This window comes from Synechococcus sp. YX-04-1, from assembly GCF_030546365.1.
Taxonomy (GTDB): domain Bacteria; phylum Cyanobacteriota; class Cyanobacteriia; order PCC-6307; family Cyanobiaceae; genus Parasynechococcus.
This window is the reverse complement of record NZ_JAUONZ010000001.1, coordinates 553,150-579,020: the sequence shown is the minus strand read 5'-3', so window position 1 is coordinate 579,020 and position 25,871 is coordinate 553,150. Positions and strand designations below refer to the sequence as shown.

24 protein-coding genes are annotated in these 25,871 nt (G+C 60.6%); 12 read left to right on the top strand and 12 right to left on the bottom strand.

The genetic code is table 11. The annotated features are described in order from the left end of the window. The first annotated feature begins 11 nt into the window (after window positions 1-11). The gene (locus Q3Y53_RS02910) at window positions 12-605 is read left to right on the top strand and encodes an aminodeoxychorismate/anthranilate synthase component II (RefSeq protein WP_303532601.1); all 594 of its coding nucleotides are present in this window, start codon (window positions 12-14) and stop codon (window positions 603-605) included. Window positions 606-640: 35 nt separating this feature from the next. Next, window positions 641-1,363 carry an MBL fold metallo-hydrolase gene (locus Q3Y53_RS02905; RefSeq protein ID WP_303532599.1) on the top strand — a complete coding sequence of 241 codons (723 nt, stop codon included), beginning with the start codon at window positions 641-643 and terminating at the stop codon, window positions 1,361-1,363. On the opposite strand, the gene Q3Y53_RS02900 is transcribed toward Q3Y53_RS02905, so the two are convergent. The 5 genes from Q3Y53_RS02900 to mnmE are packed head-to-tail and all read right to left on the bottom strand — an operon-like array spanning window position 1,347 to window position 7,473. Then, window positions 1,347-2,330 carry an asparaginase gene (locus tag Q3Y53_RS02900; RefSeq protein ID WP_303532597.1) on the bottom strand — a complete coding sequence of 328 codons (984 nt, stop codon included), beginning with the start codon at window positions 2,328-2,330 and terminating at the stop codon, window positions 1,347-1,349. The two genes, Q3Y53_RS02905 and Q3Y53_RS02900, sit on opposite strands and share 17 nt — an antisense overlap. Then, complete coding sequence (locus tag Q3Y53_RS02895) at window positions 2,327-3,445, bottom strand: histidinol-phosphate transaminase (RefSeq protein WP_303532594.1); 1,119 nt, start codon at window positions 3,443-3,445, stop codon at window positions 2,327-2,329. Before Q3Y53_RS02895 ends, Q3Y53_RS02900 begins: the two co-directional genes overlap by 4 nt. Continuing rightward, a complete protein-coding gene (argS, locus tag Q3Y53_RS02890; protein WP_303532592.1) occupies window positions 3,442-5,214 on the bottom strand; it encodes an arginine--tRNA ligase in 1,773 nt (590 codons plus the stop codon). Before argS ends, Q3Y53_RS02895 begins: the two co-directional genes overlap by 4 nt. Before the next feature lie 43 nt (window positions 5,215-5,257). Further along, a complete protein-coding gene (nadC, locus tag Q3Y53_RS02885) occupies window positions 5,258-6,097 on the bottom strand; it encodes a carboxylating nicotinate-nucleotide diphosphorylase (RefSeq protein ID WP_303532590.1) in 840 nt (279 codons plus the stop codon). Between the two features lie 23 nt (window positions 6,098-6,120). Beyond that, window positions 6,121-7,473 carry a tRNA uridine-5-carboxymethylaminomethyl(34) synthesis GTPase MnmE gene (mnmE, locus tag Q3Y53_RS02880; RefSeq protein WP_303532588.1) on the bottom strand — a complete coding sequence of 451 codons (1,353 nt, stop codon included), beginning with the start codon at window positions 7,471-7,473 and terminating at the stop codon, window positions 6,121-6,123. 54 nt (window positions 7,474-7,527) lie between these two features. Between mnmE and Q3Y53_RS02875 the strand changes: the two genes are divergently transcribed. Then, the gene (locus tag Q3Y53_RS02875; protein WP_303532586.1) at window positions 7,528-8,001 is read left to right on the top strand and encodes a DUF2062 domain-containing protein; all 474 of its coding nucleotides are present in this window, start codon (window positions 7,528-7,530) and stop codon (window positions 7,999-8,001) included. Here the strand turns inward: Q3Y53_RS02875 and Q3Y53_RS02870 are convergent. Next, on the bottom strand, window positions 7,998-10,331 hold the full coding sequence (locus tag Q3Y53_RS02870) for a bifunctional (p)ppGpp synthetase/guanosine-3',5'-bis(diphosphate) 3'-pyrophosphohydrolase (RefSeq protein WP_303532773.1): 2,334 nt from the start codon (window positions 10,329-10,331) through the stop codon (window positions 7,998-8,000). The two genes, Q3Y53_RS02875 and Q3Y53_RS02870, sit on opposite strands and share 4 nt — an antisense overlap. Window positions 10,332-10,351: 20 nt before the next feature. Between Q3Y53_RS02870 and Q3Y53_RS02865 the strand changes: the two genes are divergently transcribed. Further along, a complete protein-coding gene (locus tag Q3Y53_RS02865; RefSeq protein WP_303532583.1) occupies window positions 10,352-11,992 on the top strand; it encodes an ABC transporter ATP-binding protein in 1,641 nt (546 codons plus the stop codon). Window positions 11,993-11,996: 4 nt separating this feature from the next. Here the strand turns inward: Q3Y53_RS02865 and Q3Y53_RS02860 are convergent, their stop codons facing one another. Both Q3Y53_RS02860 and ylqF read right to left on the bottom strand, forming a co-directional pair. After that, on the bottom strand, window positions 11,997-12,998 hold the full coding sequence (locus Q3Y53_RS02860; RefSeq protein WP_226424526.1) for an RluA family pseudouridine synthase: 1,002 nt from the start codon (window positions 12,996-12,998) through the stop codon (window positions 11,997-11,999). Continuing rightward, the gene (ylqF, locus tag Q3Y53_RS02855) at window positions 12,995-13,861 is read right to left on the bottom strand and encodes a ribosome biogenesis GTPase YlqF (protein WP_226424527.1); all 867 of its coding nucleotides are present in this window, start codon (window positions 13,859-13,861) and stop codon (window positions 12,995-12,997) included. Before ylqF ends, Q3Y53_RS02860 begins: the two co-directional genes overlap by 4 nt. 118 nt (window positions 13,862-13,979) lie before the next feature. On the opposite strand from ylqF, the gene pgk reads away from it, so the two are divergent. After that, entirely contained in the window at window positions 13,980-15,185 is a 1,206-nt protein-coding gene (gene pgk / locus Q3Y53_RS02850; RefSeq protein WP_303532577.1) for a phosphoglycerate kinase, read from the top strand. Between the two features lie 8 nt (window positions 15,186-15,193). Here the strand turns inward: pgk and Q3Y53_RS02845 are convergent, their stop codons facing one another. Continuing rightward, the gene (locus tag Q3Y53_RS02845) at window positions 15,194-15,562 is read right to left on the bottom strand and encodes a hypothetical protein (RefSeq protein ID WP_303532575.1); all 369 of its coding nucleotides are present in this window, start codon (window positions 15,560-15,562) and stop codon (window positions 15,194-15,196) included. 72 nt (window positions 15,563-15,634) lie between these two features. On the opposite strand from Q3Y53_RS02845, the gene Q3Y53_RS02840 reads away from it, so the two are divergent. Then, window positions 15,635-16,522, top strand: a complete 888-nt coding sequence (locus Q3Y53_RS02840) for an NAD(P)-dependent oxidoreductase (protein WP_303532574.1) — start codon at window positions 15,635-15,637, stop codon at window positions 16,520-16,522. Here the strand turns inward: Q3Y53_RS02840 and Q3Y53_RS02835 are convergent. Then, window positions 16,519-17,256 carry a hypothetical protein gene (locus Q3Y53_RS02835; RefSeq protein WP_303532572.1) on the bottom strand — a complete coding sequence of 246 codons (738 nt, stop codon included), beginning with the start codon at window positions 17,254-17,256 and terminating at the stop codon, window positions 16,519-16,521. The two genes, Q3Y53_RS02840 and Q3Y53_RS02835, sit on opposite strands and share 4 nt — an antisense overlap. Window positions 17,257-17,314: 58 nt before the next feature. Here Q3Y53_RS02835 and murG point away from each other — a divergent pair, with 58 nt between their 5' ends. Next, on the top strand, window positions 17,315-18,391 hold the full coding sequence (gene murG / locus Q3Y53_RS02830; RefSeq protein WP_303532570.1) for an undecaprenyldiphospho-muramoylpentapeptide beta-N-acetylglucosaminyltransferase: 1,077 nt from the start codon (window positions 17,315-17,317) through the stop codon (window positions 18,389-18,391). A gap of 1 nt (window position 18,392) precedes the next feature. Here murG and Q3Y53_RS02825 read toward each other — a convergent pair whose 3' ends face one another. Further along, window positions 18,393-19,463 carry a threonine-phosphate decarboxylase gene (locus Q3Y53_RS02825; protein WP_303532568.1) on the bottom strand — a complete coding sequence of 357 codons (1,071 nt, stop codon included), beginning with the start codon at window positions 19,461-19,463 and terminating at the stop codon, window positions 18,393-18,395. A gap of 93 nt (window positions 19,464-19,556) precedes the next feature. Between Q3Y53_RS02825 and Q3Y53_RS02820 the strand changes: the two genes are divergently transcribed. From Q3Y53_RS02820 to Q3Y53_RS02800, 5 genes are read left to right on the top strand one after another with little or no spacing between them, the layout of a single operon-like run. Then, window positions 19,557-20,210 (top strand): prepilin-type N-terminal cleavage/methylation domain-containing protein, encoded by a 654-nt coding sequence (locus Q3Y53_RS02820; protein ID WP_303532565.1) that lies wholly within the window; start codon window positions 19,557-19,559, stop codon window positions 20,208-20,210. Between the two features lie 12 nt (window positions 20,211-20,222). Continuing rightward, entirely contained in the window at window positions 20,223-21,623 is a 1,401-nt protein-coding gene (locus Q3Y53_RS02815; protein WP_303532563.1) for a type IV pilin protein, read from the top strand. Next, window positions 21,616-23,274 (top strand): GspE/PulE family protein, encoded by a 1,659-nt coding sequence (locus Q3Y53_RS02810; protein ID WP_303532561.1) that lies wholly within the window; start codon window positions 21,616-21,618, stop codon window positions 23,272-23,274. Before Q3Y53_RS02815 ends, Q3Y53_RS02810 begins: the two co-directional genes overlap by 8 nt. A 21-nt stretch (window positions 23,275-23,295) precedes the next feature. Beyond that, complete coding sequence (locus Q3Y53_RS02805) at window positions 23,296-24,348, top strand: type IV pilus twitching motility protein PilT (RefSeq protein WP_303532771.1); 1,053 nt, start codon at window positions 23,296-23,298, stop codon at window positions 24,346-24,348. Between the two features lie 2 nt (window positions 24,349-24,350). Beyond that, entirely contained in the window at window positions 24,351-25,529 is a 1,179-nt protein-coding gene (locus Q3Y53_RS02800; protein WP_303532559.1) for a type II secretion system F family protein, read from the top strand. A 22-nt stretch (window positions 25,530-25,551) separates the two neighbouring features. Here the strand turns inward: Q3Y53_RS02800 and Q3Y53_RS02795 are convergent. Beyond that, window positions 25,552-25,871: hypothetical protein (locus Q3Y53_RS02795; protein ID WP_303532557.1), on the bottom strand; the 320-nt coding region annotated here is incomplete at its 5' end.

Below are 25,871 nucleotides of genomic sequence, written 5' to 3'. Positions count from 1 at the left end.
CCGATTCGCAGATGCTGCTGGTCATCGACAACTACGACAGCTTCACCTTCAACCTGGTGCAGTACTTCGGTGAACTCGCTGCCCAGCATCCGGTGGCAGCGGATCTGCAGGTGCATCGCAACGACGCCATCAACCTCGAGCAGATCCGCGCCCTGAAGCCAGACGCGATCCTGCTCTCTCCAGGGCCAGGCGACCCTGATCAATCAGGTGTCTGCCTCGACATCCTCAAGGACCTCTCAGCCAGCGTGCCCACCCTGGGGGTGTGCCTGGGCCATCAGGCCATCGCCCAGGTGTACGGCGGCCGAGTGGTGCGCGCCCAGCAGCAGATGCACGGCAAGACCTCACCGGTGCTGCATAAGGGCGACGGCGTGTTCGCAGGACTGCCTCAACCGCTGACGGCCACCCGCTATCACTCCCTGATCGCCGAGCGCGAAACCCTGCCGGACTGCCTCGAGGTGACCGCCTGGCTCGAGGACGGCACGATCATGGGCCTGCGGCATCGAGAGCATCACCACCTGCAGGGGGTGCAGTTCCACCCCGAAAGCGTGCTCACCGATCAAGGCCACCAACTGCTGGCCAATTTCCTGCGGGAAGCCGAGGGATAACGCTGTTAGCGTCCAAAGCACGTTCAACCCCGCCCATGTCCGTCCTGCGTTCCGCTGTGACCGCCGCTGCAGGCCTGGCACTCAGCCTCTCAAGTCCGGTCTTTGCGGGCGGTGGGGTGTCTATCAGCAGCTATGGGCAACGGGCCCTACTGATTCAGGGGGGCGGCCAATCGGTGCTGCTCAACCCCTACAAGGCCGTGGGTTGTGCAACAGGCATGCCCGAGCCCCGGCTAACGGCCGGCGTTGTTCTGGCCAACTCTGAACTTGCCGATGAAGGAGCCCGCGATGTGGCCGGCGGCCGCTTTCTGGCCCAACCCGGGTCTTATCGCATCGGCGGGTTGAGCCTAGAGGGCTTCGCCAATCCCCACGACCGGATGGGCGGACGCCGCTTTGGCAATGCAACCCTGTGGCGCTGGCAGCAGGGGGGCCTCAGCTTTGCCCATCTCGGTGCTACCGCTGGAGAGCTCACAGCTGCCGACCGGGTGCTGCTCGGCAACCCCGATGTGCTGATCATCGGCGTTGGCGGCGGCAGCAAGATCTACAACGCCGAAGAAGCCGCGGCGGTGGTGAAACAGTTGAACCCCAAGCGCGTCATCCCGGTGCAGTACGTCAACGGCGAGGCGCCTGAAGGCTGTGACCAAGAGGGCGTGCAGCCCTTTCTGGACGCCATGGGTGGCACCGCCGTACGCCAAGTGGGCCGCTCTCAAACCCTGCCGGGCCGCCTCGACGACACCACCGTGATCACGGTGATGCAGTGATCAGCGCATCCAGCTGACTTCTCTCCCAACCCGCCAGCACAGCCAACAGCAATAAAACCCTGGCTTTCTGGGGATTGAGGCTCCCTGCCGGCAGCAGCCCGAGTCGTTCGTCGTCGGAATCGCTGTGCACGGGTCCGGTCCCACAGCGGTTGGCCCGCAGCATCAACGGCCGCTTCCCTCGCCAAGCCTCAAGCGCCGAACGCTCAGCTGCCGACAACTGGCCGGCGCCCGTCCCGGTGAACACCAAGCCCGCAACACCGGCATTGAGACAGGCGCTGAGCACGAGCGGCTCAGGGTCCACACACCCGTAAACGATCGGCACCTGGGGCCATTGCTCCGGTAAATCGAGCCCAGCGAAGGGCACCTGCCGAGGTCCACTCGCTGTTGGCAGATGAACGCCAACGTCGTCCACCCAACCCAAGGGCCCGCTACCGGGACTGGCAAAGGCCCTCACCCCCTGGGTGGCCAGCTTGGTGACCCGCTGGGCGCCATGGATCTGTCCATCCATCACCACCAGAACGCCATGGCCGCGTGCGTCGCTGCTCAAGGCAACCTGCACCGCCTGCAAAAGGTTGAGCGGCCCATCGGCACTGAGGGCCGTGGCTGGCCGCATCGCCCCCACCAGCACCACGGGCCGGGGATCGTCGATCAACAGCTGCAGCAACCAGGCGGTCTCCTCCAACGTATTGGTGCCATGGGTGATCACCACCCCGGCCAGCTCGAGGTCCGCCGTAAAGGCATCACGAATGCGATCCACCAGCGCGCGCCAGTGCGCAAACAGCAGATCGGCGCTGTCGACATTGGCCACCTGCTCAACGCTGATCGTGGCCAGACCCTGAAGCTGCGGCACCGCCGCCAGCAGGGCATCAGCCCCCAGCACGCCCGCGGTGTAGTCGTTCAGCGTTGCACTGTCGTCCGCACAGCCGGCAATGGTGCCGCCGGTGGCCAGCAGCAGCAGGCGCTTCATCGCTCCAGGGGGAGGAACGTCTCCATGAAGCGCTGCATCTGGCTGGTGGTGCCGATGCTCACCCGGAAACACCCATCAATCAGGGGCTTGCCGGCCATCGAACGCACCAGGATTCCGGCTTCCCGCAAGGCCGCATCAACGGCATCAACAGGGCGCTGGGGCCAGATCAGCAGATAGTTGCCGCCATCGCAGTGGTGCTTCACACCAGCGTCCCGCAACGCCTGCAGTGTCCAGTCGCGAGCCCGCAGCACCTCGGCCACGTAGGCGTCCACATACGACTGATCCGCCAAAGCGGCGAACGCCGCAGCCACGGCCACGCTGTTCACGTCGTAGGGCCCCGTGACACGGCTCACCCGATCGACCACATCGGCATGGCCGATGGCGAAGCCGATGCGCAGACCCGCCAAACCAGCTGTTTTGGCCAGGGAACGGAACACCAGCAAGTTCGGTGTGGCCGTGAAATCAGCGCTCGGCAACACGCTGTCTCCAGTGAAGGCCTCATACAACTCATCCACCACCACCAGCGTGCCCGGGGCTGAGGCCGCCAGGGCGATCACCTGATCCGCGGGTAAGCGCGTGCCGGTGGGGTTGTTGGGGTTGCAGATCAACAGCAACCGCGGTGCTCGGGCCGCCAATGCCTCCTGAATGGCGGCCAGGGGGAAGTTGAACGTCTCGCCTTGGTAGGGGATCGCCTCGATCGTCATGCCCTGCATCCCAGCGCAGGGGCTGTAGTAGCCAAAGGTGGGCGCTGTGGTCAGCAACGTCTCACCCGCATCGCCATAGGCCTGAAACACCGCATGGATGGCGGCATCCACACCGTTGAATAGACCCACCTGATCAGGCTTCAAGCCCGGCCGGCAGCCTGTTTCCACCAGGTTCTGGAGCAACGCGTCCCGCAGGCCGTCGTACTCCGGATAAACGGCAATTTCTTCGGTGCTGAAGTTGCGCAGCGCTTGGGCCACCAGGGGGCTGGGGCCAATCGTGTTTTCGTTGAAATCCAGCCGCAGCATCTGGCGGCGGCCCTCCAGCGGCGCGCTGTAGGCCTTGAGCTGCTCAACAGCGGCGCGGGCCACTGGAGCACCACCAGGTGTGAACGGTTGGATGTTGTCGCTCACATGCGGTCCAGGGTGGCAATGCCCAGCAGTCCGAGCCCCAGTCTGAGGGTGTCAGCCGTTAAACGACAAAGAGCGAGGCGGGATGCCAGCGCTTCAGGATCGGCCTTGAGCACCGGCACCTGGTCGTAGAAGCGGTTGAACACCTGGCTGAGCTCGAACAGGTAGCTGCACAAGCGGTTGGGCAGCAGCTCCTCCTCCACCTCAGCGATCACGGCGTCGAACTTGAGCAGCTCCCGCACCAGGGCCCACTCCTGAGGCTCGCTGAACTGCAGTTGGGCATTGGTGGCCGCAAGGTCGCCCCCCTTGCGGGCGATGCCGGCGATGCGCACCAAGGCATAGAGCAGATAGGGCGCCGTGTTGCCCTGCAGCGCCAGCATCCGGTCGAAGGAGAACTGGTAATTGGTGATCCGGTTCTGGCTGAGGTCGGCGTATTTCACCGCCGCCAAACCCACGGTGCCTGCCACATGCTGGATGAACGCCTCCGACTCACTGCGCTCCTCCTCCTTCAGGCGTGAGCGCAGATCGGTCTCAGCACGCTCGACGGCTTCATCGAGCAGATCCCGCAGACGCACGGTGTCTCCCGCGCGGGTCTTGAGCTTCTTGCCGTCCTCCCCCTGCACCAGGCCAAAGGGCACGTGCTCAAGGCGCGCATCTTCCGGGATCCAGCCGGCCCGTTCCGCCACCTGGAACACCCCGGCGAAATGATTTGCCTGGCCGGCATCGGTGACGTAAACAACACGGCGAGCGCCATCCCCCTCCGGCGCCGCACCAAAGCGGTAGCGGATCGCCGCCAGGTCAGTGGTGGCGTAGTTGAAGCCACCGTCGCTCTTCTGCACGATCACCGGCAGGGGGTTGCCGTCCTTGCCCTGCACCCCCTCGAGGAACACGCACTCGGCACCGTCATCAGTGACCAGTATTTCGGCGGCCTTCAAGCCATCGATCACCGCAGGCAGGAAGGGGTTGTAAAACGACTCGCCGCGTTCGCTCAGGCGGATGTCGAGGCGGTCGTAGATCTTCTGGAACTCGCGCCGCGACTGGTCGCAGAGCAGGCCCCAGGCCTTGAGCGACACCGGATCGCCCCCCTGCAGCTTCACCACCTCATCGCGGGAGGTGGACTGGAACGCTTCATCGTCATCGAAGCGCTTCTTGGCCTCGCGGTAGAAGGCCACCAGGTCTCCCAGATCCACCGCATCGGCGGTCTCTAGAGCTTCCGGCGCCACCTGCTTGAGATGCGTAATCAACATGCCGAACTGGGTGCCCCAGTCGCCCACGTGATTGAGGCGCAGCACAGGATGGCCGCGGAACTCGAGCACCCGCGCCAGCGAGTCGCCAATGATCGTGGAGCGCAGATGCCCCACATGCATCTCCTTGGCGATGTTGGGGCTGGAAAAATCCACCACCACCGGCGCCGCGTTAGTAACCGCCGGCACGCCCAGACGCTCGTCCCCCAGCCGTGCCGACACCTCCGCCACCAGCCGCTCCGGGCGGATGGTGAGGTTGATGAAGCCAGGCCCAGCGATCTGGGGATCCATGCAGAGGTCTGTGAAGGCGGGATCGGCCTGCAGCTGCTCCACGATCGCCGTGGCAATTTGCCTGGGCGCCTGCTTCAAGGGCTTGGCCAGGGGCAGCGCACCGTTGGCCTGGAAGTCACCGAATTCCGGCTTGCTGGCAGGGGCCAGCTGGGGGTCCAGCCCCGCATCGGTCTCCGGGAAGGCCCGTTGCATCGCCGCCCGCAACTGGGCATCCAGGGACTGGGACAGGCTGAGCATGGGCAGTGCGTGGCCGGGGGAATCCGGCTCTGATCATCCCTCTTCAGGTGAAACGCATGCTCAGGTCCAACCAGCGGCTGCGGGTGACCGGCGCACTGGTGGAGATCAAATCGATGCCGGTGGCGGCGTAGGCCTGCAACTGCTCGGGCTGAATGCCGGAGGCCTCCAGCACCACCCCGCGGGTACTGCAATCCCGCAGGCTCGGCACCAGGGCCGTGAGCTGCTCGGGAGTGAACTCATCAAGGAGCACTCCATTGGCGCCCGCCTGCACCGCCTCCAGCGCCTGAGCTTCAGTCTCGGCTTCCACAATCACGGCCGCTGGCCAGGGAGCCTGATCGCGCACGGCCGCGATAGCCGCCGTGATGCCCCCCGCCCAGGCGATGTGGTTCTCCTTGAGCATGGCCGCGTCATCCAGCCCCATGCGGTGGTTGATGCCGCCGCCGCAGCGGACTGCGTATTTCTCCAGCAGACGAAGCCCAGGCGTGGTCTTGCGAGTGTCGGCCAGACGCACACCGGTGCCCTGGAGCTGGGCCACCAATTCAGCGGTGGCGGTGGCAATGCCTGAGAGGCGCATGGCCAAGTTCAAGGCGGTGCGTTCTCCCGCCACCAAGGCTGTGGCCGGACCTTCCAGCTCCAGCAGGCAGTCCCCGGCCTCGACGGCGTCGCCGTCCTGCCGCAGCAGACGAACACTCACCACAGGATCCAGCCGCTGGAACAAGCGCTGCACCAAAAGGCCACCGCAGAACTGGCCCGGCTGTTTGGCGACCCAATGGGCCTGACCCTGCTGGCCCTGCAAGGCAGCCGCCGTCAGATCACCGCGGCCGATGTCTTCCGCCAGCCAGGCCTCCAAGGCCGCGGTGAGTGCCGGGGATTGCCAGTCCAAACCATTTCTGAAGCCTGCTCTCTCTATTTTCCGATGCAGAAGCGCGAAAACACCCGATCCAGCACCGCTTCGGTGAGCTCTTCTCCGGTGATCTCCCCCAAAGCGCAGATCGCCTCCCGCAGATCGATCGTCCAAAAGTCCCACGGGAGCTGCTGGGCCGCCACCTCCTGGCTGCGGGCCAGGGCTTCGGCAGCTCGGGCAGCCAGATCGCGTTGGCGTTGGTTCAACGCCACCAACATGCCGTCGGTCCCTGCGGCCCCACAACGCTCCAGCAGGGCCTGCACCAGGTCAGCCTCCCCCGTACCGTCCAACGCCGACAACTGCACATCCACCGGCTGTGGAAAGGCCCCCGCTGGGAGATCCGCCTTGTTGGCAACCAGGATCCTGGGGATCTGCTCGGGAATGCGCGCCAGCAAGGCCGCGTCTTCGGCGGTCCAACCCGCATGGCCGTCGAGCACCAACAGCACCACATCCGCCGTGACCAGAGCCTCTTCGCTGCGGGCAATTCCCAGCTGCTCCACCGCATCGTCGGTGCTGCGGATGCCGGCGGTGTCGAGCAGGGTGATCGGCACCCCCTCCAGCACGATCTCGCTCTCCAGCAGATCTCTGGTGGTGCCCGGCAGATCAGTCACGATCGCTCGCTCGCGGCGGCTGAGCCGATTGAGCAGGGAACTTTTTCCCACGTTGGGGCGACCCACCAACGCCACCCGCAGACCCTGGCGCAGGGCATCGCCCCGCTCGCCATCCCGCACCAGCTGCTCAAGCTCCAGGCGAACGGCTTTCAGCTGCTGCAGTAAGGCCTCGCCATCGAGGGGGGGCAGATCCTCCTCGAAATCCACCCGGGCCTCCAGCTCGGTGAGCTGATCCAGCAGCCGTTCCCGCAGCGCCGTGATCTGGGCCTGAATGCCGCCATCGAGGCCCGCCATCGCCAACTCGGCCGCCCGGCGGCTGCGGGCTGCCACCAGCTCACTCACCGCCTCCGCGCGGGTGAGATCGAGCCGACCGTTGAGCACAGCCCGCTGGCTGAACTCGCCGGGCTGGGCCCGGCGCACCCCCGGCTGCCGCAGCACCTGTTCGAGCACCCGCTGCACGGCGATCACGCCGCCATGGCAGTGGATCTCCACCACGTCCTCACCGGTGAAGCTGCGGGGCCCGCGCATCAGCAGCAGCAGCACCTCATCGAGACGCCGGCCCTCGCCATCGATCACATGGCCGTACACCAGCCGGTGCGATCCCCACTCCTGACGGCCCGGGCAGTGCACCACGCTGCGCCCCGTCGCTTCCGCAGCCGGCCCGGAGAGACGGATCACGGCGATCCCGCCCTGACCTGGGGCCACGGCGGTGGCCACTGCCGCAATCGTGTCGGTGCTGGGCACAGCAGTCGCCGCTGGTGATCCATACCTAGGATCCAGCCGATTTCCGCAGGGTTCATGCGCCGGTTGCTGCGCCTCAGTCGCCTCCGGATGCGCCGTGGGGTCCTCTGGTTGTGGAGACAGGAAGGAACCCCAGGCCAACGAGCTCGCGGCTTGGCCGCTGGCGTGTTCTGCGGCTGCTACCCCTTTTTCGGGCTGCAGATTTTCCTGAGCGTGGGTGTTGCCAGCGTGGTGCGGGGTAACCACCTGCTCGCCGCCGCAGGAACCCTGGTGAGCAACCCCCTCACCTATTTGCCCCTCTATTGGTTCAACTACCTGGTGGGTTGCCGGCTGCTCGGGCCCGGCCAGGGCGGGATCAACCTGGCAGAGCTCAATCGCAGCAGCCTGTGGGCCCAGGGATGGGAGTTCAGCCAGCGCATCCTGCTGGGCTCCACCATTGTGGGGATGGTGCTGGCGATCGCCAGCGGCTGGATGGCCTACCGCCTGTTTCTGCGGCGTGAAGCCCGTGCAGCCCTCAGCCGAGGCAGTTAGCTCGTGCCAACCCGGGCAATCCCGATCACATCCGCCATCGAGCGGATCTGGTCCATGGTGCGGCTGAGCTGATCTGCACCCTCCAGCTCAACCCGCAGATCAATGCGGGCGGGTTTGCCAGAGGCAGTGGTCACCCGAGCATCACTGACGTTGATGGCCCCATCGGAGAGACGCAGCAGGATGTCTTTGAGGATGCCGACGCGATCGATCACCTCGATCCGCAGCTGCACCGGGAAGCGCTGTTTCTCCTGTTGGGCGTGGGTGGTGTTCCAGCGCACGGGAAGCCGCCGTTCCCGCGGGATCGTCTCCACGTTGGAGCAGTCCTGCCGGTGAATGGTGATGCCGTGGTTGCCGAGGGCCACCGTGCCCACGATCAACTCGCCCGGCAGTGGACTGCAGCAGCCACCAAGGCGGTAATCCAAGCCCTCCAGACCAAGAATCGCCCCTTCGCCTCCGGACCGATCCGGAGACGCATCCCGCGATGGCACCAGCGCCGCGGCCACATCTTCATTGCTGGGTGGGGCCTGCTGCTGTTCCGCCAGCAGACGCATCTCCTCCCGCAAACGGTTGAGCGCCTGCTGCAGCGTGATATCTCCAAACCCAAGTGACGCCAGCAGGTCTTCGGTGGTGGGCACATTGCAGCGCTGCGCCACCCGCTGCATCGCCTCACTGTTCAGCAGGGCATCGAAGCCATCACGGCCCAGCTCCCGCTCCAGCAGATCCTTGCCCCGTTCAATCGTTTCGTCCCGATGGCTGCGCTTGTACCACTGGCGGATGCGGTTGCGCGCCGTCGGCGTAGCGACGAAGTTCAGCCAATCCAGGCTGGGGTGGGCCGTCTTACTGGTGAGCACCTGAACGAAATCACCGTTCTGCAGCGGTGTCGCCAACGGGCAGAGCCGATCGTTGATGCGAGCGCCATGGCAGTGATTGCCCACCTCGGAGTGAATGCGATAAGCGAAATCAACGGCGGTTGCCCCCTTGCGCAAACCGAGCACATCGCCCTTCGGGGTAAAGACGAACACCTCCTCGTCAAACAGGTCTTCCTTGATCGAGGAGAGGTAGTCGTTGTGATCATCGTTGCCGCCTTCCTGTTGCCAATCCACCAGCTGACGCAGCCAGTTGAACCGCTCCGCATCGCTGCTGCTGCTGGCCGGCGAGCCGCCTTCCTTGTATTTCCAGTGGGCCGCAATCCCGAATTCGGCCACATGGTGCATTTCAAGTGTGCGGATCTGCACTTCGATTGGGCGATGCCGACCGATCACTGCGGTGTGCAGGGATTGATAGCCGTTGGGTTTCGGCAACCCGATGTAGTCCTTAAACCTGCCGGGAATCGGGCGAAAGGTGTCGTGAACCACCGCGAGGGCGCGGTAGCAGCTCTCAACATTGGGAGTGAGGATCCGCAACGCCGCCACGTCGTAGATCTCGTGGAACTCCTTCTGCTGGCGCTGCATCTTGCTCCAGATGCCAAACAGATGTTTGGGGCGACCACTCACCTCGCAGTGGTCTAGGCCGGCCCGCTCCAGCCGCTCGTTCAGCAACCCCACGGTGACGCCTAGGCGTTGCTCACGCTCGCTGCGCTTGGTGGCCACCTCCTCCTGAATCTCGCGGAAGGCCTCTGGTTCCAGCAATTTGAAGGCCAGATCCTCCAGCTCCCACTTGAAGCGGCCGATGCCGAGGCGGTTGGCGAGGGGGGCATAGATCTCGCGGGTTTCGCGGGCGATCCGCTGGCGCTTCTCTTCCTTCAACGCACCCAGGGTGCGCATGTTGTGCAAGCGATCGGCCAGCTTCACCAACACCACACGGATGTCACTGGCCATCGCCAGGAACATTCGCCGCAGATTTTCCGCCTGAGCTTCCGTGCGGTCGTTGAAGTGGATGCCGCCGAGCTTGGTGACTCCTTCCACCAGCTCACGTACCTCGGAACCGAAGTGGAGCTCGATCTGATCGGGGGTGACGTCGGTGTCCTCGACCACGTCATGGAGGAACCCAGCAGCGATCACCGGGGCACTGGCACCGATGTCCCGCAACAGATCAGCCACCGCCACCGGATGGACGATGTACGGGTCTCCACTGGCGCGGAACTGGCCTTCGTGGAGCTGAAAGCCGAAATCAAAGGCCGACACCAGCAGCGCCTCGGCATCGGTGGGGCAGCTCTGGCCAATGCCAGGCGGCACATTGGCGATGCACTCCCGCAACCACTCAGGCAGAGCGATGCCGTAATCCTCCGGATGACGGACGGGATGGCGCCGTACTTCGGGCAACGCGCAGCGCACCTTGGCCGAACCCGTGCTGGTTCGGGGCTCTTTGGGTGTGGAGGCAGCGTTGAGCATCCGACCCATCGGGTCAATCCATGGTATTCAGTGCAGGACCTCCTGTCGCTCCCGCCGCACTGTTCATGGGCCGGCCTGTTCTGGAACTCGAACAGCTGAGGCTGCGCTACCCCGGCAGTGAACACTGGACGCTGGATGGGCTGGATTTGAGCCTCGAGCCGGGAGAGACCCTGGCCTTGGTGGGATCTTCAGGCTGCGGCAAAAGCACAGTGGCGCGGGCCGTGATGCAGCTGCTGCCGCAGGGAACGGTCTGTGAAGGACGGCTGGCCTTGACCGGCCAGGATCCACGCCAGCTCAGGCGACCGCAGTTGCGGCAGCTGCGGGGCGAAGCCGTAGGCCTGGTGTTCCAGGACCCGATGACTCGGATGAATCCGCTGATGAGCGTGGGCGGCCATCTGATCGACACCCTCAGGGGCCACCGGCCTCACACCAGCGCCGCAGCCCACCAGGAACGGGCCCACGAACTGCTGGAGCGGGTTGGCATTGGATCCAACCGCTTCCGGGCCTACCCCCATGAGCTCAGCGGCGGGATGAGGCAGCGCCTGGCCATTGCCCTGGCGATTGCCCTGAAACCGCCTCTGCTAATCGCCGATGAACCCACCACCAGCCTGGATGTGGCGGTGGCAGGGCAAGTGATGGCCGAACTCAGCGGTCTCTGCCGAGAACTGGGCAGTGCGCTGTTGCTGATCAGCCACGACCTGGCCATGGCCGCCCGCTGGTGCGAGCGCATGGCGATGCTTGACGGCGGACGCAAGGTGGAGGACGGCCCCAGCCACCAGCTGCTCACCCGGCCGCAGTCGCCAGTGGGGCAACGGCTGGTGGCCTCCGCCCAAGCCCGGGAAGGGGGACGCTCACCGGCACGCCCCGACAACAACAGCGTGCTGCGGGTGGAGGAGATGCGCTGCTGGCATGCCGTGGGGGGCGCACCTTGGTCGCCCGTCTGGCTGAAGGCGGTGGATGGGGTGAGTTTTGAGCTCAGGGCCGGGGAAAGCCTGGGAGTGGTGGGAGCCTCAGGCTGCGGCAAGAGCACCCTCTGCCGTGCCCTGATGGGGCTCAATTCGATTCGTGGCGGTCGGGTCGACCTGCTGGGCCAGGACCTGTTGAGCCTGCGGGGAGAAACGCTGCGCTCAGCCCGCCGGGCTCTCCAGATGGTGTTTCAGGACCCTCTGGCCTGCCTCAATCCGGCCCTGCAGGTGGCGGATGCGATCGCCGATCCGTTGCTGATCCATGGCCTCTGCTCCAAAGCGGCAGCTCGGGAGGAAGCACGCCGCCTGCTGGAACGGGTTGGCCTCAGCCCGGCCGAGCAGTTTCAGGATCGCCTGCCGAAGCAGCTCTCCGGCGGCCAGCAGCAGCGGGTAGCCATCGCCCGCGCCCTTGCCCTGAAACCCAAGGTGCTGATCTGCGACGAGAGCGTGAGCATGCTCGATGCGGAGGTGCAGGCGGATGTGCTCGCTCTGCTGCGGGAGCTGCAGCAGGAGCTGGGCCTGGCGATCGTATTCATCACCCACGACCTCTCAGTGGCCAGTGGCTTCTGTCACCGGGTGATGGTGCTGGACCAAGGGAAGGTGGTTGAGGAGGGTCCAGGGGATCGGATCTTCAGCACACCTCAGGCGCCAATCAGCCGGACCCTCGTGGAGGCCTGTCCAAGGCTGCCGCGTTAGGCCCTCAGCCCGACGCAGCGCGCCGTCGCAACACGCCCAGCAACTTCTCCATCACCGGAGGCAAAGGCGCTTCAAACACCATTCGCTCTCGGGTGATCGGATGGTCGAGCCCCAACTGCACGGCATGCAGCGCTTGGCCAGGCAGCTCGATCGGCAATTTGCGGCAGCGGCTGTAGGTGGGGTCCCCCACCACGGGGTGGTTCATGTGGGCGCAGTGGACGCGGATCTGATGAGTCCGTCCGGTGTCGAGCTTGAAGCGCAAAAGGGAGTAGTCGCCGAGACGCTCCACCAGGGTCCAGTGGGTGCAGGCATAACGGCCGTTCTCAGAGCTCACCACCGCGTACTTCTTGCGATCCGCCGGATGACGGCCAATGGCGCCAACGATCGTGCCGGAGTCGCCGTCAGGCACGCCATGAACGACAGCGAAGTATTCGCGGGAGGCGATCCGTTTCTGGATCTGCACCTGTAGCCGCACCAGGGCCTCCTGACTCTTGGCGATCACGATGCAGCCGGTGGTGTCTTTATCGAGACGGTGCACGATCCCCGGCCGCAGCTTGCCGCTGATGCCAGGCAGATCCGGGCAGTGATGCAACAAACCGTTCACCAGGGTGCCGTCCTTGTTGCCGGGCGCTGGATGCACCGTCAGGCCTGCCGGCTTGTTGAGCACGATCAGATGGTCGTCCTCAAACAGCACATCCAGATCCATCGGCTCCGGCTTGAGATACGGCAGCGGCTCCGGTGGCGGCATCCACAGCTGCACCTCATCGCCCTGGCGCAGAGGCGTTTTGGCCTTGCCGGTCTTGCCGTTGACGCGCACGTAGCCCGCGTCAATGAACTTCTGAATCCGGGCCCGACTCTGCTCCGTGCGCTGGCTCACCAACCAACGGTCCAGCCGCATCGGCAGCGGTTTGGGATAGGCCAGCGTCAGCAGCTCCCCCTCACCCTCCCCAAAGCGATCGGTGAAGGTCTCTTCCGGCAACGGAGGCCTTTTCCAATGCGGACTCACGCCGGCAGCTCCAGGGCGATGCTGCCGAGGGTGGACTTGCGGAAATCATCCAGCAGCCGCTGTGCCATGCGCGCTGTTTCACCAGAGGTATGGCGGGCCGCTGCGGCCTCCAGCCAGAGGGCGGGGTCCGCCGTTTCACCGCTCAGGGGAATGCCGTAGCGCTCTTGCAGAAGCGGAATCGTCACCCCGGCCGCAGCCTGCGCTGCCGCATCAAGCAGCAATTGCAGGAAGGCCTGAGCCACGAGCTCACCGTCGTAGGCGGCCTGACCGATGTCGTCGCAGAGGGCAAGCCGCAGGGCCGCCTGCTGGTCATCAAGCCGAGGGGGCAAGACCCCGGGCGCATCGAGGAGGTCCAGGTCTTGCCCCAGACGCACCCAGCGCAGGGTGCGTGTCACCCCGGCCCGCCGGGCACTAGCCACCACCTTCTGCCGCACCAAGCGGTTGATCAGGGCCGACTTGCCGACGTTGGGGAACCCCAGGGTGAGTGCACGCACCGGCCTGGGCCTCATGCCCCGGTTGCGGCGGCGTTCGTTGAGCTGATCCCCGGCGCGGATGGCTGCCTGCTGCACCTGCTTCACGCCGGTCCCGGCCTTGGCATCACACCAAACCGTCTTCTGCCCCTGGGCCTTGAACCAAGCCTCCCAGGCCTCTTTTGCGGCCGCGGTGACCATGTCGCGACGGTTGATCACCAACAGATGCTGCTTGCCCTTCAACCAGCGGTTGAGATGGGGGTGGCCCGTGGCCAGAGGAATGCGGGCATCACGCACCTCAATCACCAGATCCACCTTGTCGAGATGGCGCTTGAGCTGCTGCTCCGCCTTAGCGATGTGGCCGGGATACCACTGGATCGTTGGGGTGCTCACGAACGCAAACGCACAGAACAGACGGACAGCCGGAACAAATTCACTTTGACCTCTCCGGCGCTATCGCCATTCACACGGGTTAATCTCACCCCGTTTTCTTACCGCACGACACAACCCTATGGCGAAGCGTTCCCTGGCCAGCCTCAACGCCGGCGACCTGAGCGGCAAACGCGTTCTCGTGCGGGTTGACTTCAATGTGCCCCTGAACGACGCCGGTGCCATCACCGACGACACCCGCATCCGTGCCGCCCTGCCCACGATCAACGACCTGATCGGCAAGGGCGCCAAGGTGATCCTGTCCGCTCACTTCGGCCGTCCCAAGGGCCAGGTGAATGACGCCATGCGCCTCACCCCCGTGGCCGCTCGCCTGAGCGAACTGCTGGGCAAGCCCGTGGCCAAGACCGACAGCTGCATCGGCCCCGACGCCGAAGCCAAGGTGGGCGCCATGGCCAACGGCGATGTGGTGCTGCTGGAGAACGTGCGCTTCTTCGCTGAGGAAGAGAAAAACGAAGCCGGTTTCGCTGAAAAGCTCGCAAGCCTGGCTGACGTGTACGTGAACGACGCCTTTGGCGCCGCCCACCGCGCCCACGCCTCCACCGAAGGCGTGACCAAGTTCCTCAAGCCCTCCGTGGCTGGCTTCCTGATGGAGAAGGAGCTGCAGTACCTGCAGGGTGCTGTGGATGAGCCCAAGCGTCCCCTTGCTGCCATCGTCGGCGGCTCCAAGGTGAGCTCCAAGATCGGCGTGCTCGACACCCTGATCGACAAGTGCGACAAGGTGCTGATCGGCGGCGGCATGATCTTCACCTTCTACAAGGCCCGCGGCCTCTCGGTGGGCAAGAGCCTTGTGGAAGAGGACAAGCTGGAACTGGCCAAGGAGCTGGAAGCCAAGGCCAAGGCCAAGGGCGTGCAGCTGCTGCTGCCCACCGACGTTGTGCTGGCTGACAACTTCGCCCCCGATGCCAACAGCCAGACCGCTGACATCAACGCCATCCCCGACGGCTGGATGGGCCTCGACATCGGCCCCGACTCGATCAAGGTGTTCCAGGACGCCCTGGCCGACTGTCAGACCGTGATCTGGAACGGCCCCATGGGCGTGTTCGAGTTCGACAAATTCGCGGCTGGCACCAACGCCATCGCCACCACTCTGGCGGACCTGAGCGGTAAGGGCTGCTGCACGATCATCGGCGGCGGTGACTCCGTGGCAGCCGTCGAAAAGGCTGGCCTGGCCGAGAAGATGTCTCACATCTCCACCGGCGGTGGCGCCAGCCTCGAGCTGCTGGAAGGCAAGGTGCTGCCTGGTGTAGCAGCCCTCGACGCCGCCTGATCAGACGTTCAGGCCTGGAGCTTCCGGCCTTTGGCATCGCGCTTGTTGCCGGTGCGCGCCGGAAGCCCCAGCTGATTCCGCACTTTGTTCACGTATGCCCGGTAGTCCTGCTTAAGGGACTTCCGGGCTTTTTTCATCTGCCGACGGCACGTCTTCAGCGCATCAGCGGATGCTGCGGCATCGATGCAGCGCTGCTGGCTCTGCAGAAGCTCCAGCCGACGCTGGTAGTTGTCCTTGGCCCAGGTCTTGCGGGCCTGAAACAACACTTGGCTCTGCTCCGGGGACAGATCACTCCCCGCTGCTGCCGATGAAGCCGTCGAGATCACCGGTGCCGCCAAGACGGCCGCCAAGGCGAGGGAAGCGGTGGAGATGCGCATGGATCAGGCCTTCACAGTGCACTCACTGTGGCGCCATGCGTCGATCAGGATCTGAATGCTTTGCCATGAGTCATGACCAGATGTGACCTGAGCCTGGGCTTCGTGGGGCTGGGGGCGCTGGGTTTGCCCATGGCGATCAACCTGCAGCGCGCCGGCTTTCCACTGCGAGTGCACACCCGCAGCCGCACAGCCGAAACAAACCCGGAACTCGAGGGTGCAGCGCGATGTTCCAGCCCAGCCGATGCCAGCACCGGCGTTGATGTTCTTCTGCTGTGCGTCAGTGACGATGCAGCCGTTGAGAACGTGCTGTTCGGCCCCGATGGCGCCGCATCACAGCTGAGTGCCGGCAACGTGGTGTTGGATTGCTCCACCATTGCTCCCGCCACAGCCCAACACTGTGCGGAGCGCCTGGCGCGCCAAAACGTCCACTACATGGATGCTCCCGTCACCGGTGGCACGGAAGGCGCTAAACGCGGCAGCCTCACGGTGCTGGCGGGAGGAGCCAGCGAGCCTCTAGAGCGAGTGCGGCCCATCCTCGAGGTGATTGGAGGATCCATTCACCACTTCGGAAGCGTGGGTCGGGGGCAGCAGGTGAAGGCGGTGAACCAGGTGTTGGTGGCCGGCAGCTATGCCGCCGTGGCTGAAGCAGTGGCCCTGGGTCAGCGCCTGGAACTACCGATGCACCAGGTGATCAACGCCCTTAAAAACGGTGCCGCCGGCTCCTGGGCCCTGGAGCACCGCAGCACCGCCATGGTTGAGGGCACCTATCCCCTGGGATTTCGGCTCAGCCTGCATCGCAAGGATCTCGGCATTGCCCTGGATGCAGCCAAATCCGTCCAGCTGGATCTCCCCGTCACCACGCTGGTGGAACAGCTGGAACTGGATCTGATCAATAACGGCCATGGCGATGAGGACGTGTCCGCCCTGCACCGCTGGCATCAGAAAACAGGAAACAATTAATTGCTGCTGACCACACGCACCCGCTTGGTGGCCGTCACCACTCCATCGGGGTGGACAAGCATCACGGCCCAGGTCTGCGAACCGGGTTGCTGCGGTGCCTGAACGCTCTTGAACAAGCCACCACCACCCTGGGGCGCCAGTGGCAGGTTGGGACGCATCTGGGCCGACAGCTGCTCATCGGTGAGGTCGATCAAGCCCCCCGCCACCAAGGCCTGGCCCAGCGGCTCTTCAACGATCAAGTCGACGTCGTAACGGCTGCCAGTGAGCACCACATCGGGGATAGCGATGTCGACCGCCAAGGGACGTTCGCCGCTGCGCAGCAACGACTGCTGAGCCAGCAGTTCCTGGTCCACCAACTCGCCGTCTTCAAGACGAATCGCGATCTGTTCGCTTGCCTCAAGGGAATAGGTCAGCCCCTCGGATTCGGCGGCACCCTGCACCCTCAGCCTGAGGGTCGGGCGGCCATCCGGCGTGGGCGCTACGGGCTGCACCTGCCAGGTGACCTCGGGGAAATCCTGGCGGAATCGCTCCAGGCGCTGGGCCAACACAGGCTGCAGCTCAGCGCTGGCCAACGTGTCGAATGCCGAAGAGCTGCCGCTGTTCAATGCCGTTTGCAAGCGATCGCTGAAGCGCTCGACTGCACTGCCCTCGCGACCAGGCTGCTCAAGGGCATGGGCCGGCGAGAGCACCAATGCCATGGCCGAGACGAGCGTGACTCCCAGGAAACGACGCACGGGCCGGACCGCAACAACCCAATTAAGTTAGGCCTGGTGTGCGGTGACGGCCGACGCGATGACCCGGCTTCTGATCGCCGCCAGCGGCACCGGCGGCCATCTCTTCCCCGCTCTGGCTGTTGCCGAAGCCGTTGAAGACCAGTGGCCCGTGCGCTGGCTGGGGGTGCCCGATCGGCTCGAAACACGGCTGGTGCCGGAACGCTTTGGTTTGGTGTGCGTGAACGCCGGCGGGCTTCAGGGCCGTGGGCTCACCAAGCTGTTGCAGCTGCTGCGGCTGTTGCTGGCCAGCGTCAGCGTGCGGCGGGTAATCCGCCGGAATGCCATCGATGTGGTGTTCACCACCGGCGGCTACATCGCCGCCCCCGCGATCCTGGCGGCGCGCTGGTGCGGCATTCCCGTGGTGCTGCATGAATCCAATGCGATCCCGGGGCGCGTCACCCGATTGCTGGGTCGCTTCTGCAGCGCCGTAGCCATTGGCCTCCCCGCTGCCGCCAAGCGCATCCCCGGCAGCCAGCCTGTGCTGACGGGCACGCCGGTGCGTTCCAGCTTTCTGGCCCCACAACCCCTACCAAGCTGGGTCCCCTCCGGTGCGGGGCCGCTGGTGGTGGTGATGGGCGGCAGTCAAGGTGCCGTTGGCCTGAACCGCATGGTGCGTGCCGCGGTGCCTGCCCTGTTGGAACAGGGCTGCCGGGTGGTGCACCTCACCGGCGACAACGATCCCGACATCGGGCAACTGCAACACCCAAACTTGGCGGAACGCCGCTTCAGTGATGAGATTCCCGGGCTGCTGCAACATGCCGACCTGGCCATCAGCCGCGCAGGGGCGGGGAGCCTGAGTGAACTGGCGGTCTGCGGGACCCCAGCCGTACTGGTGCCGTTCCCTCAGGCCGCAGACCAACATCAGGAGGCCAATGCCGCCTGCGCCGCATCCTTTGGTGCGGCGGTGATCGTGCATCAACACGACCCGGACCAACCCGTGTTGCTGAACACCGTTGAACGGCTCCTAGCAGCACGGCTGGGACAGACCACGGCTGCCACCGATTCCCTCGCCCAGATGCATGAAGGCATGCAAGCCCTGGCAGAACGGGATGCCGAGCAGCAACTGGCTGCCTTGCTTCAGACGCTGGTGGCCTGAGTCAAGCCAGAGGGCTGCGCTGCAACTCCTCACGCAACGCCCGCACGATGCGGCGGTTGTTGCGCCGTGATTGCAACCCGATCCGCAGCCAGCTCTCGCCGAGCCCCTCAAAACTGCGGCAATCCCGCAGAAGAATGCGATGCCTCTGCTCCAAGGCTTCCCGCAATGGCACCAAAGAGCTGTTCGCGCGAATCAGCAGGTAATTCACCGCTGATGGCATGGGGGTGATGCCTGGCAACGCGGCCAATTGCCTCTGAACCCAGGCACCTTCTATGGCCGTCCAACGCTGCACGCGCTCACACCAAGAGCGGTAACGGCGCGGAGATGCCAACAGTCGTTCGCCAACCGCCAAGGCGATGCCATTCACAGGCCAGGGATCTCGCCACAGCGCCCAACGTTGCAGACGCTGGGGCTGGGCAACGGCGTAGCCCAAACGCAGTCCGGCAATGCCATAGAGCTTGGTAAGGCTGCGGATCACCACCAGATTCGAATGCTCTGCAACCAGAGGAAGCAACGACTGCTGTTCGCCATTGGGCACCAAGGGGAGAAACGCTTCATCGCAGATCACCAGTGCATAGCGCTCCAATAGCGGCTCCAACGCATCACGGCTCCAGAGCTGACCAGTAGGGTTGTGGGGATTACAGATCCACAACACAGCCCCAGGCCCTGGCTCGGGGAACAGTTGCGGAAAGGAATCAGCCCAATCGAGCGGTAGCCGCTGCTGGGTACAGGTGCCTGACCAGCAGCGCAGGGCACGCCCGTAATCAGCAAAACCCGGTACTGGCAGCACACTCAAACCTTGTTCTGAGGCATCACGGGCAGCCCAAGTGAACAGTTCGGCAGCGCCGTTGCCCGGCAAAACAGAATGTGGATCGATGCAATGCAGGGCTGCCACGCGCTTACGAAGCAACGCCTGAGTGCGGTCGGGGTAGTCACGCCAAGCGCTTCGTCCAAGATGCTGCCAACGGGGCGACCAAGGCACCAGAGAGGCACTGGCATCCAGAAAGGCCTGAGGCCTCAACCCAGCGCGCTGCGCTACTTGCTGGACTTCACCACCGTGGACGGGCAGCACTCCATATATGCAACCTCTGCAAGTGTGCACACTGGCCCGTGTTGACAACCGTTTTCAGAGCCAAGATCATGAAGATAGAGTTTTGAATCCTCGATGAGCCTTCTTCAGGCCTACCTGCAAAACCCCCGCACCCGCCGCGCACTGAGCCGCAAGCCTGGAGAGAAGGGTTTCTCCTTGATCGAGCTGGTGGTGGTGATCGCCGTGCTCGCCGTGTTGACCGCAATTGCGCTCCCCAACTTCCTGGGAGTCAGTGATGACGCATCTGCACGGGCTGCTCAGCAAGCTGCAATCACAGCATTCAAAGAATGTTCAATTGCTTCAGCGAGAGGGCAGAAAAATCAATCGTCCACTTTTACAGAGGCACCAGTTACTAACTGGCTGGTTGCGACATTGCCCCTTGACTCCACTACTTATCCGAATGACGCAACAGGCTTGGCAGCTGCAACAGCTGCCATAGAAGCGACTGGAGTAACTCAGGCAACTATTTCAGCTAACAACACAAAAGTAGTCAACGGCACCGCGAATACATTCACGACTGCCCAGCCTGCATCAGCATGCTTTGAAGCCAATGGAGCAGCGCGTGAAATTTACGCTATTCCTACGACTACGGATCAGTTCCCAACTTATAAAATCACAGGATCAGGCACGAAATGGTGCCTAACTGGAGCCGTAACAGTTGGAGAAAAAACCTACAACATTGGCTGCGATTCCACAGCTAACAATACAGCAATCGAAAACTGGAAATAAGGACAAGGCACAATGGGTGTCAAACCTGGTACGCACAAAAATATATCTTCAAAGGCTAAGGGTTTCACCCTTCTTGAACTGATTGTTGTTATGGCTGGGCTTGGCATCTTGTCGAGCCTGGCCATTCCTAATTTTCTAAAATACCTCGACTACGCAAAAGTAGACGAGGCTAAATCATTGCTGAATAGCACGGCCGCTGATTGCCTCCAAGGCCTAAGAAGAAATTCGAGCAGGTTATTAGAGCCAGTCGATGGCAATATAATTTCATTCAGCAGGCTGAAAAACACAGGCTACATTTTTAAAGATAACAATACCCGAATAACAGGCACCACAGAAGAAGAGCAAAAATATCTCCCCAACTGTGAAAATGTTTTGATTACAGCGGCGCAATTGCCTGATCGAGACGAACGACTACCTGACCTGGGATTCAGCATAAACGACTCCGGCACATTAACCAAAATTGCGGTTAACTCAGGGTCAGAAACAGAGTTCGCCGCAGAGAGCTGGGCAGGAGCCAACACCACTGACGAAGCAACATTAATTGAATGGCTAAAACTCAATGAGGACATTACCAAGGCCAAAGCAAAATGCCAGGAAAATCTCGACAACTTCACCACTGGAAGAACAAATATGTGGGATCCAGAGAAAACAAAAAGCTGCACAGACAAACCACCTATATCTGAAACTCCAGAAACTTGTACTCCAAGCGGGTGCACGAAAAAAGTTTGGTATATCGATGGCGAATTCTGTGGATACGAAGAAGCCGATTTTCGCGAATGCCAAAGGGCAAAAACCACTGCAGCGTGTCAAGCGGAGAAAGACAACAAAGCCTCCGAACAGCCCCCATGGACAACAGAAACAATCTCAGGGGACCAGCTCCCCAATTGCGAAAAACCCGTCTGGTTCTACGAAGGTGTGGATGTGGGTTCTGCAGCTGCGTGGACACCGCTCATGTGTGATAGGGAGAAACGGAAGCTACTCACCACCATCCACAGCGACCCAGTCGATTATTGCGAAACATCACCCATCTATATCATCGGCGGGGAAGAAATATTGCCAGATGCAAGCAGAGAAGATGCCAAGCAGGAATTCGACGACCGTCTTGCGAAGAATAAAGAATCGCAATGCAGCAATCTCCTCAGAGAAGACGCAAAGAAAAAAACCACCCCTGGCCCACACACATCTCCCACACCAGAGGGGATGGAGCCAATTATTCCTGACGACTGCGGCGTGAAGTACTGGTACTGCAAAGAGTCCGGCAAGATTTACAAAGGCGCAGACGGCGAAACCGATTTCAACGCAGACAAAAGCTGCGAGAAGAAATCTTGCGAAGTGCCAGATATCAACTGCAGCAAGAAGAAATTTGAAAGTGAGCCCATCTGCGTCGAATACTTCAAGTGCCTAAATGGATAACAAAATGCAAGCAAGCATACTAGAAATAAGAAAACTTATCGATGACATCTTCGCACTTCAATGGTGCAGGGAAAATATTGTAGTGCCATTGGCTTGCGAGAACAAGAATCAGAACGACAAACAAAAACTAACTATCGCCATTGGCAATATTAGCTACCTAGGAACCATTGGCGACTTCATAAAAAGAAGAGCTGCAAACAAAGGCATGGATTGCGTCTTTGTTGAGAAGGCACCAGAGGAAATACAGCGAATCCTCGACGACGCATCTCAACAACGTTTAGTCAGCAACGATGAACTAGAAGGATTCGAATTCACCGATGAATCAATCCTCGATGCTCTTCAGAACGCGGATGAGGGAGAATCAAGTGGAGGTTTCAACTTCGACTTTGACGACGGTGACGAACAAATCATCGAAGAAGAAGCTCTTGATCTATCAATGGAAATGATGGGGACAAAAATTCAACAAGCGGCAGCCAAAATCCTCATTAGTGCCTGCAGAACAGGTGTCTCGGACATTCACGTGGAACCCAGGCAAGAGAATTACAAAGTTCGCGTTCGACGTGATGGAGTGATGCAGAACTATGTGACGATGCCACGCTCTGCTGGAATCAAGCTCACCGCCTGCTACAAAAACATGGCAAAAATGGATATTGCCGAACGTCGTGCATCTCAAGACGGCAAAATCCGACGGCGCTTCGAAGGTCAGAATATGGAATTTCGCTGTGCAACAGCACCCGGAAAACATGGCGAAAAAATGGTGATGCGATTCCTAAACAGCAATGCAGACATGTTGAGTCTCGATACACTAATTAGCAACGAAAAAGTCCGACAAGACTTCCGCTCCATCCTCAACGAAGCGAACGGGATCATCATTGTCTCTGGACCAACCGGCTCAGGCAAATCCACGACCTTGGCATCAGCACTACGCGAAAAGGATAGTGGTGAACTCAACATCGTGACTGCTGAAGATCCAATCGAATACGACCTTGGAGGGAACATCCAACAGTTTCCTGTGATTCGTGCCAAAGGCCAGACCTTCGCCCAACTTCTACGGACCTTTCTCCGGCAGGACCCCGATGTCATCCTTATTGGTGAGACCCGTGACCCAGAGACAGCCGAATCGTCCATGGATGCTGCTGAAACCGGTCACCTTGTCTTCACGACCCTTCATGCAAACAGCGCGGCCAGTTCGTTAACCCGTCTGATGGATATGGAAGTGCCAAGCTACAAACTCAATGCATCATTGCGCGGTGTTTTGGCACAACGACTCCTTCGACGTGTCTGCCCTGAATGCAGCGTTGAACGACCAATTAATGACGCAGAAAGCTATTTCACTGGTTTACAACCGGGAACACCAATTCGATTTGCCACGAACCTGAGTGCTGAAGAAAAACAACAACGAAAGCAAGAAGGCACGCTCTGTGCGAAGTGTGGAGGTGGTGGCTACAAGGGTCGTGTCGGCACCTATGAGCTCATGACCATCAATAGCAGCATTCGTGAATCGATCAAACAAAAAAAATCAACCCATGAAATTGAGCAAGAAGCCGTGCAGTCCGGCATGCTCACACTCAAACGTTATGGGGTTGAACTCATTCGGGAACAGCTGACAACCATTTCCGAATTGAAAAAAATCTGTAATACTGAAAACTAGATACTTGCTTAGGTGACCACCATGAGCCTGGCTCGCCAGATAGTAGATTTTGCCATCAAGGCAGGCTCTTCGGACATTCACCTAGAGGAAGGCTCACCCATTGCCATTCGAGTCAACTCTGACATTCGCATTTTAGAAAATGTCTTAAAAAAAGAAGACATGACCAAACTGCTCCTTGAAATTGTTGGGGAAGAGAAGCTAGAGCAATTTCATAACACTGGTGATCTGGACACATCAATCGGCCTTGATGGACTTTCACGCATTCGAATCAACGCCTATGTCGCCAACGAACGGCGATGCCTCACCCTTCGAATCCTTCCTGACAACCTGCCACGTTGGCAAGACCTGGGTCTACCTCAACCCTTCATTGATCTCACCCAGAAGCATCGGGGCCTCGTGTTGTGCACGGGTCCAACCGGTTCAGGCAAATCAACCACTCTCGCGGCTTTTATTAATTGCATTCTAGAAACCCAAAAACGTCATATTCTTACCATTGAAGACCCAATCGAATTCGAATTCGAACATTCCAATACTTCTATAATTCATCAACGCGAAGTCAAACGCGACACCCAATCCTTTTCCTCAGCACTAAGAGCTGCCCTGCGGGAAGATCCCGATGTGATTTACATCGGAGAAATGCGCGACTTAGAAACCATCCAACTCGCCATCACGGCCGCAGAGACAGGTCATCTTGTCTTAGGAACACTGCATACATCATCAGCAGCCAAAACAGTAGAGAGAATTGTGGACGTTTTTCCCGGCGATCAGCAGGAACAGGCACGCCTACAAGTTTCAACATCACTCCTGGGAATTATGTCTCAGACCCTGTGTAAAAACTCTAGTGGGAAACGTTCTCTTGCCTATGAGCTTTTGGTGAACACACCAGCCATCGCCAACTTGATCCGAGAACGCAAAGTCAGCCAAATTTATTCTCAATTACAAACTGGCAGTAAAGAGGGCATGAACACCCTTGAACAATGCCTACTCGAATTGGTCAACAGCGGTACCATCAGCCGCCAAGAAGCGATGGGCAAGGCTTCCAATCCTAAAGCGCTGCTTTCTGAGGCAGATTGAACATGGCGACCTATGGAGCACAGCCTCAATCCACACAAAAGCCTAACCGAGGAATTAATACTCCTTCTGGAAACAAACAGGCTGACGGTGGCCTCTTCTCCGATCTCTTCAGCAGTCTGCCATCTCCCAAAAACCTAAAAGTCCCACAGAAAGATTTACTCGTCTTTTTCCGACAATTGGCCGTTATTTTGCAAAGTGGCGTTCCGTTAGCACAGGGCTTGCTACTCATTGCAGACAACATGACCAACCAGCGCTTAGCTGGCTGCGTCCAACACATTGCTGCGAGATTGAGTGCGGGTGAAGAACTCTCCTTAAGCCTTAAGCTCTATCCGAAAGTCTTTGAACCCTTGGCCGTCGGCCTCATTGAAGCCGGTGAAGCAGGCGGCATCCTCGAACAGGTATTGGATCGAGTGGCTCTCTTGCTGGAAGAACGGGCCAAAATCCGCGGACAAATCATTGGAGCGCTGATTTATCCCGTCATCGTGCTAGTTCTAGCAACAACGGTAAGCCTCGGCTTATTGATATTTATCGTGCCGCGATTCAAAACAATGTTTGATGGGATGGGTGCTGAATTACCAGCCCTCACATCTTTTCTCCTTGATGTCTCAAAAGCAATCACAACCCTTGAGTTTGCCATTGGAGCCCCCGTCACGTTGATCCTCATCGTAATTGTGTTCAATCGCTACTACAGCACTGCAAAAGGGCGATATGCCATCGACAAACTGATCCTTAAAGTTCCACTTTTTGGAGATTTGATTCTGCGTTCAGAAATGGCAAGCATGTCTGACACGTTAGCGACACTTGTGAATGCTGGCATTCCGATAGTCGAAGGTCTAGAGCGTTGTATTGCAGCCAGCTCAAATGAGTTGACACGACGCACATTAATCCAGGGAATTAGCATGGTTCAACAGGGGCAAGAGTTAAACTATTCACTTGGACGTAGTGGCATGTTCCCTAAACTAGTGATCTCAATGATCAAGATTGGAGAAGAGACTGGCCAACTCAGCTTTATGCTAGAAAAGTTAGCTATGTTTTATAAACGAGAGGTCGAATCAACGGTTACATCTCTAACTAAAGCAATGGAGCCTGCCGTGGTGTTTGTGGTGGCCGGAATCGTAGGGACTATTGTAATCGCACTTTACCTACCCATGTTTAGCTTGATCACCAACATGCGAGGTTAATCTACTAGAAATCGCCAACTTGCTAATCCTTAAATCTCAACTCTCCTAACAACGAGTCACTATCAATTACAGGCTTTGATTGAGGTTTCGACTGATTCTTCTCAGGCGATGCTTTTGGCAGAGGAATATTCAAGCCAGGAATCGCATTGATATTGGGCAATTCCTCCTCCCCTTCACTAACTACCTCGCCTTCAATAACACTTTCCTCCTCTACCTTCTCTACTTCTTCCTTCACTCCCAACTCCAATCCTAAACTCGGCCACTCCTCCTCCCCTTCACTAACTACCTCGCCTTCAATAACACTTTCCTCCTCTACCTTCTCTACTTCTTCCTTCACTCCCA

Excerpts from the sequence above, each read along its gene's own strand:
- Q3Y53_RS02910 (WP_303532601.1), top strand. The coding sequence starts at position 12 with ATGCTGCTGGTCATCGACAACTACGACAGCTTCACCTTCAACCTGGTG.
- Q3Y53_RS02905 (WP_303532599.1), top strand. The coding sequence starts at position 641 with ATGTCCGTCCTGCGTTCCGCTGTGACCGCCGCTGCAGGCCTGGCACTC.
- Q3Y53_RS02900 (WP_303532597.1), bottom strand. The coding sequence starts at position 2,330 with ATGAAGCGCCTGCTGCTGCTGGCCACCGGCGGCACCATTGCCGGCTGT.
- argS (WP_303532592.1), bottom strand. The coding sequence starts at position 5,214 with ATGCTCAGCCTGTCCCAGTCCCTGGATGCCCAGTTGCGGGCGGCGATG.
- Q3Y53_RS02875 (WP_303532586.1), top strand. The coding sequence starts at position 7,528 with ATGCGCCGGTTGCTGCGCCTCAGTCGCCTCCGGATGCGCCGTGGGGTC.
- Q3Y53_RS02870 (WP_303532773.1), bottom strand. The coding sequence starts at position 10,331 with ATGCTCAACGCTGCCTCCACACCCAAAGAGCCCCGAACCAGCACGGGT.
- Q3Y53_RS02865 (WP_303532583.1), top strand. The coding sequence starts at position 10,352 with ATGGTATTCAGTGCAGGACCTCCTGTCGCTCCCGCCGCACTGTTCATG.
- pgk (WP_303532577.1), top strand. The coding sequence starts at position 13,980 with ATGGCGAAGCGTTCCCTGGCCAGCCTCAACGCCGGCGACCTGAGCGGC.
- Q3Y53_RS02845 (WP_303532575.1), bottom strand. The coding sequence starts at position 15,562 with ATGCGCATCTCCACCGCTTCCCTCGCCTTGGCGGCCGTCTTGGCGGCA.
- Q3Y53_RS02840 (WP_303532574.1), top strand. The coding sequence starts at position 15,635 with ATGACCAGATGTGACCTGAGCCTGGGCTTCGTGGGGCTGGGGGCGCTG.
- murG (WP_303532570.1), top strand. The coding sequence starts at position 17,315 with ATGACCCGGCTTCTGATCGCCGCCAGCGGCACCGGCGGCCATCTCTTC.
- Q3Y53_RS02820 (WP_303532565.1), top strand. The coding sequence starts at position 19,557 with ATGAGCCTTCTTCAGGCCTACCTGCAAAACCCCCGCACCCGCCGCGCA.
- Q3Y53_RS02815 (WP_303532563.1), top strand. The coding sequence starts at position 20,223 with ATGGGTGTCAAACCTGGTACGCACAAAAATATATCTTCAAAGGCTAAG.
- Q3Y53_RS02810 (WP_303532561.1), top strand. The coding sequence starts at position 21,616 with ATGGATAACAAAATGCAAGCAAGCATACTAGAAATAAGAAAACTTATC.
- Q3Y53_RS02805 (WP_303532771.1), top strand. The coding sequence starts at position 23,296 with ATGAGCCTGGCTCGCCAGATAGTAGATTTTGCCATCAAGGCAGGCTCT.
- Q3Y53_RS02800 (WP_303532559.1), top strand. The coding sequence starts at position 24,351 with ATGGCGACCTATGGAGCACAGCCTCAATCCACACAAAAGCCTAACCGA.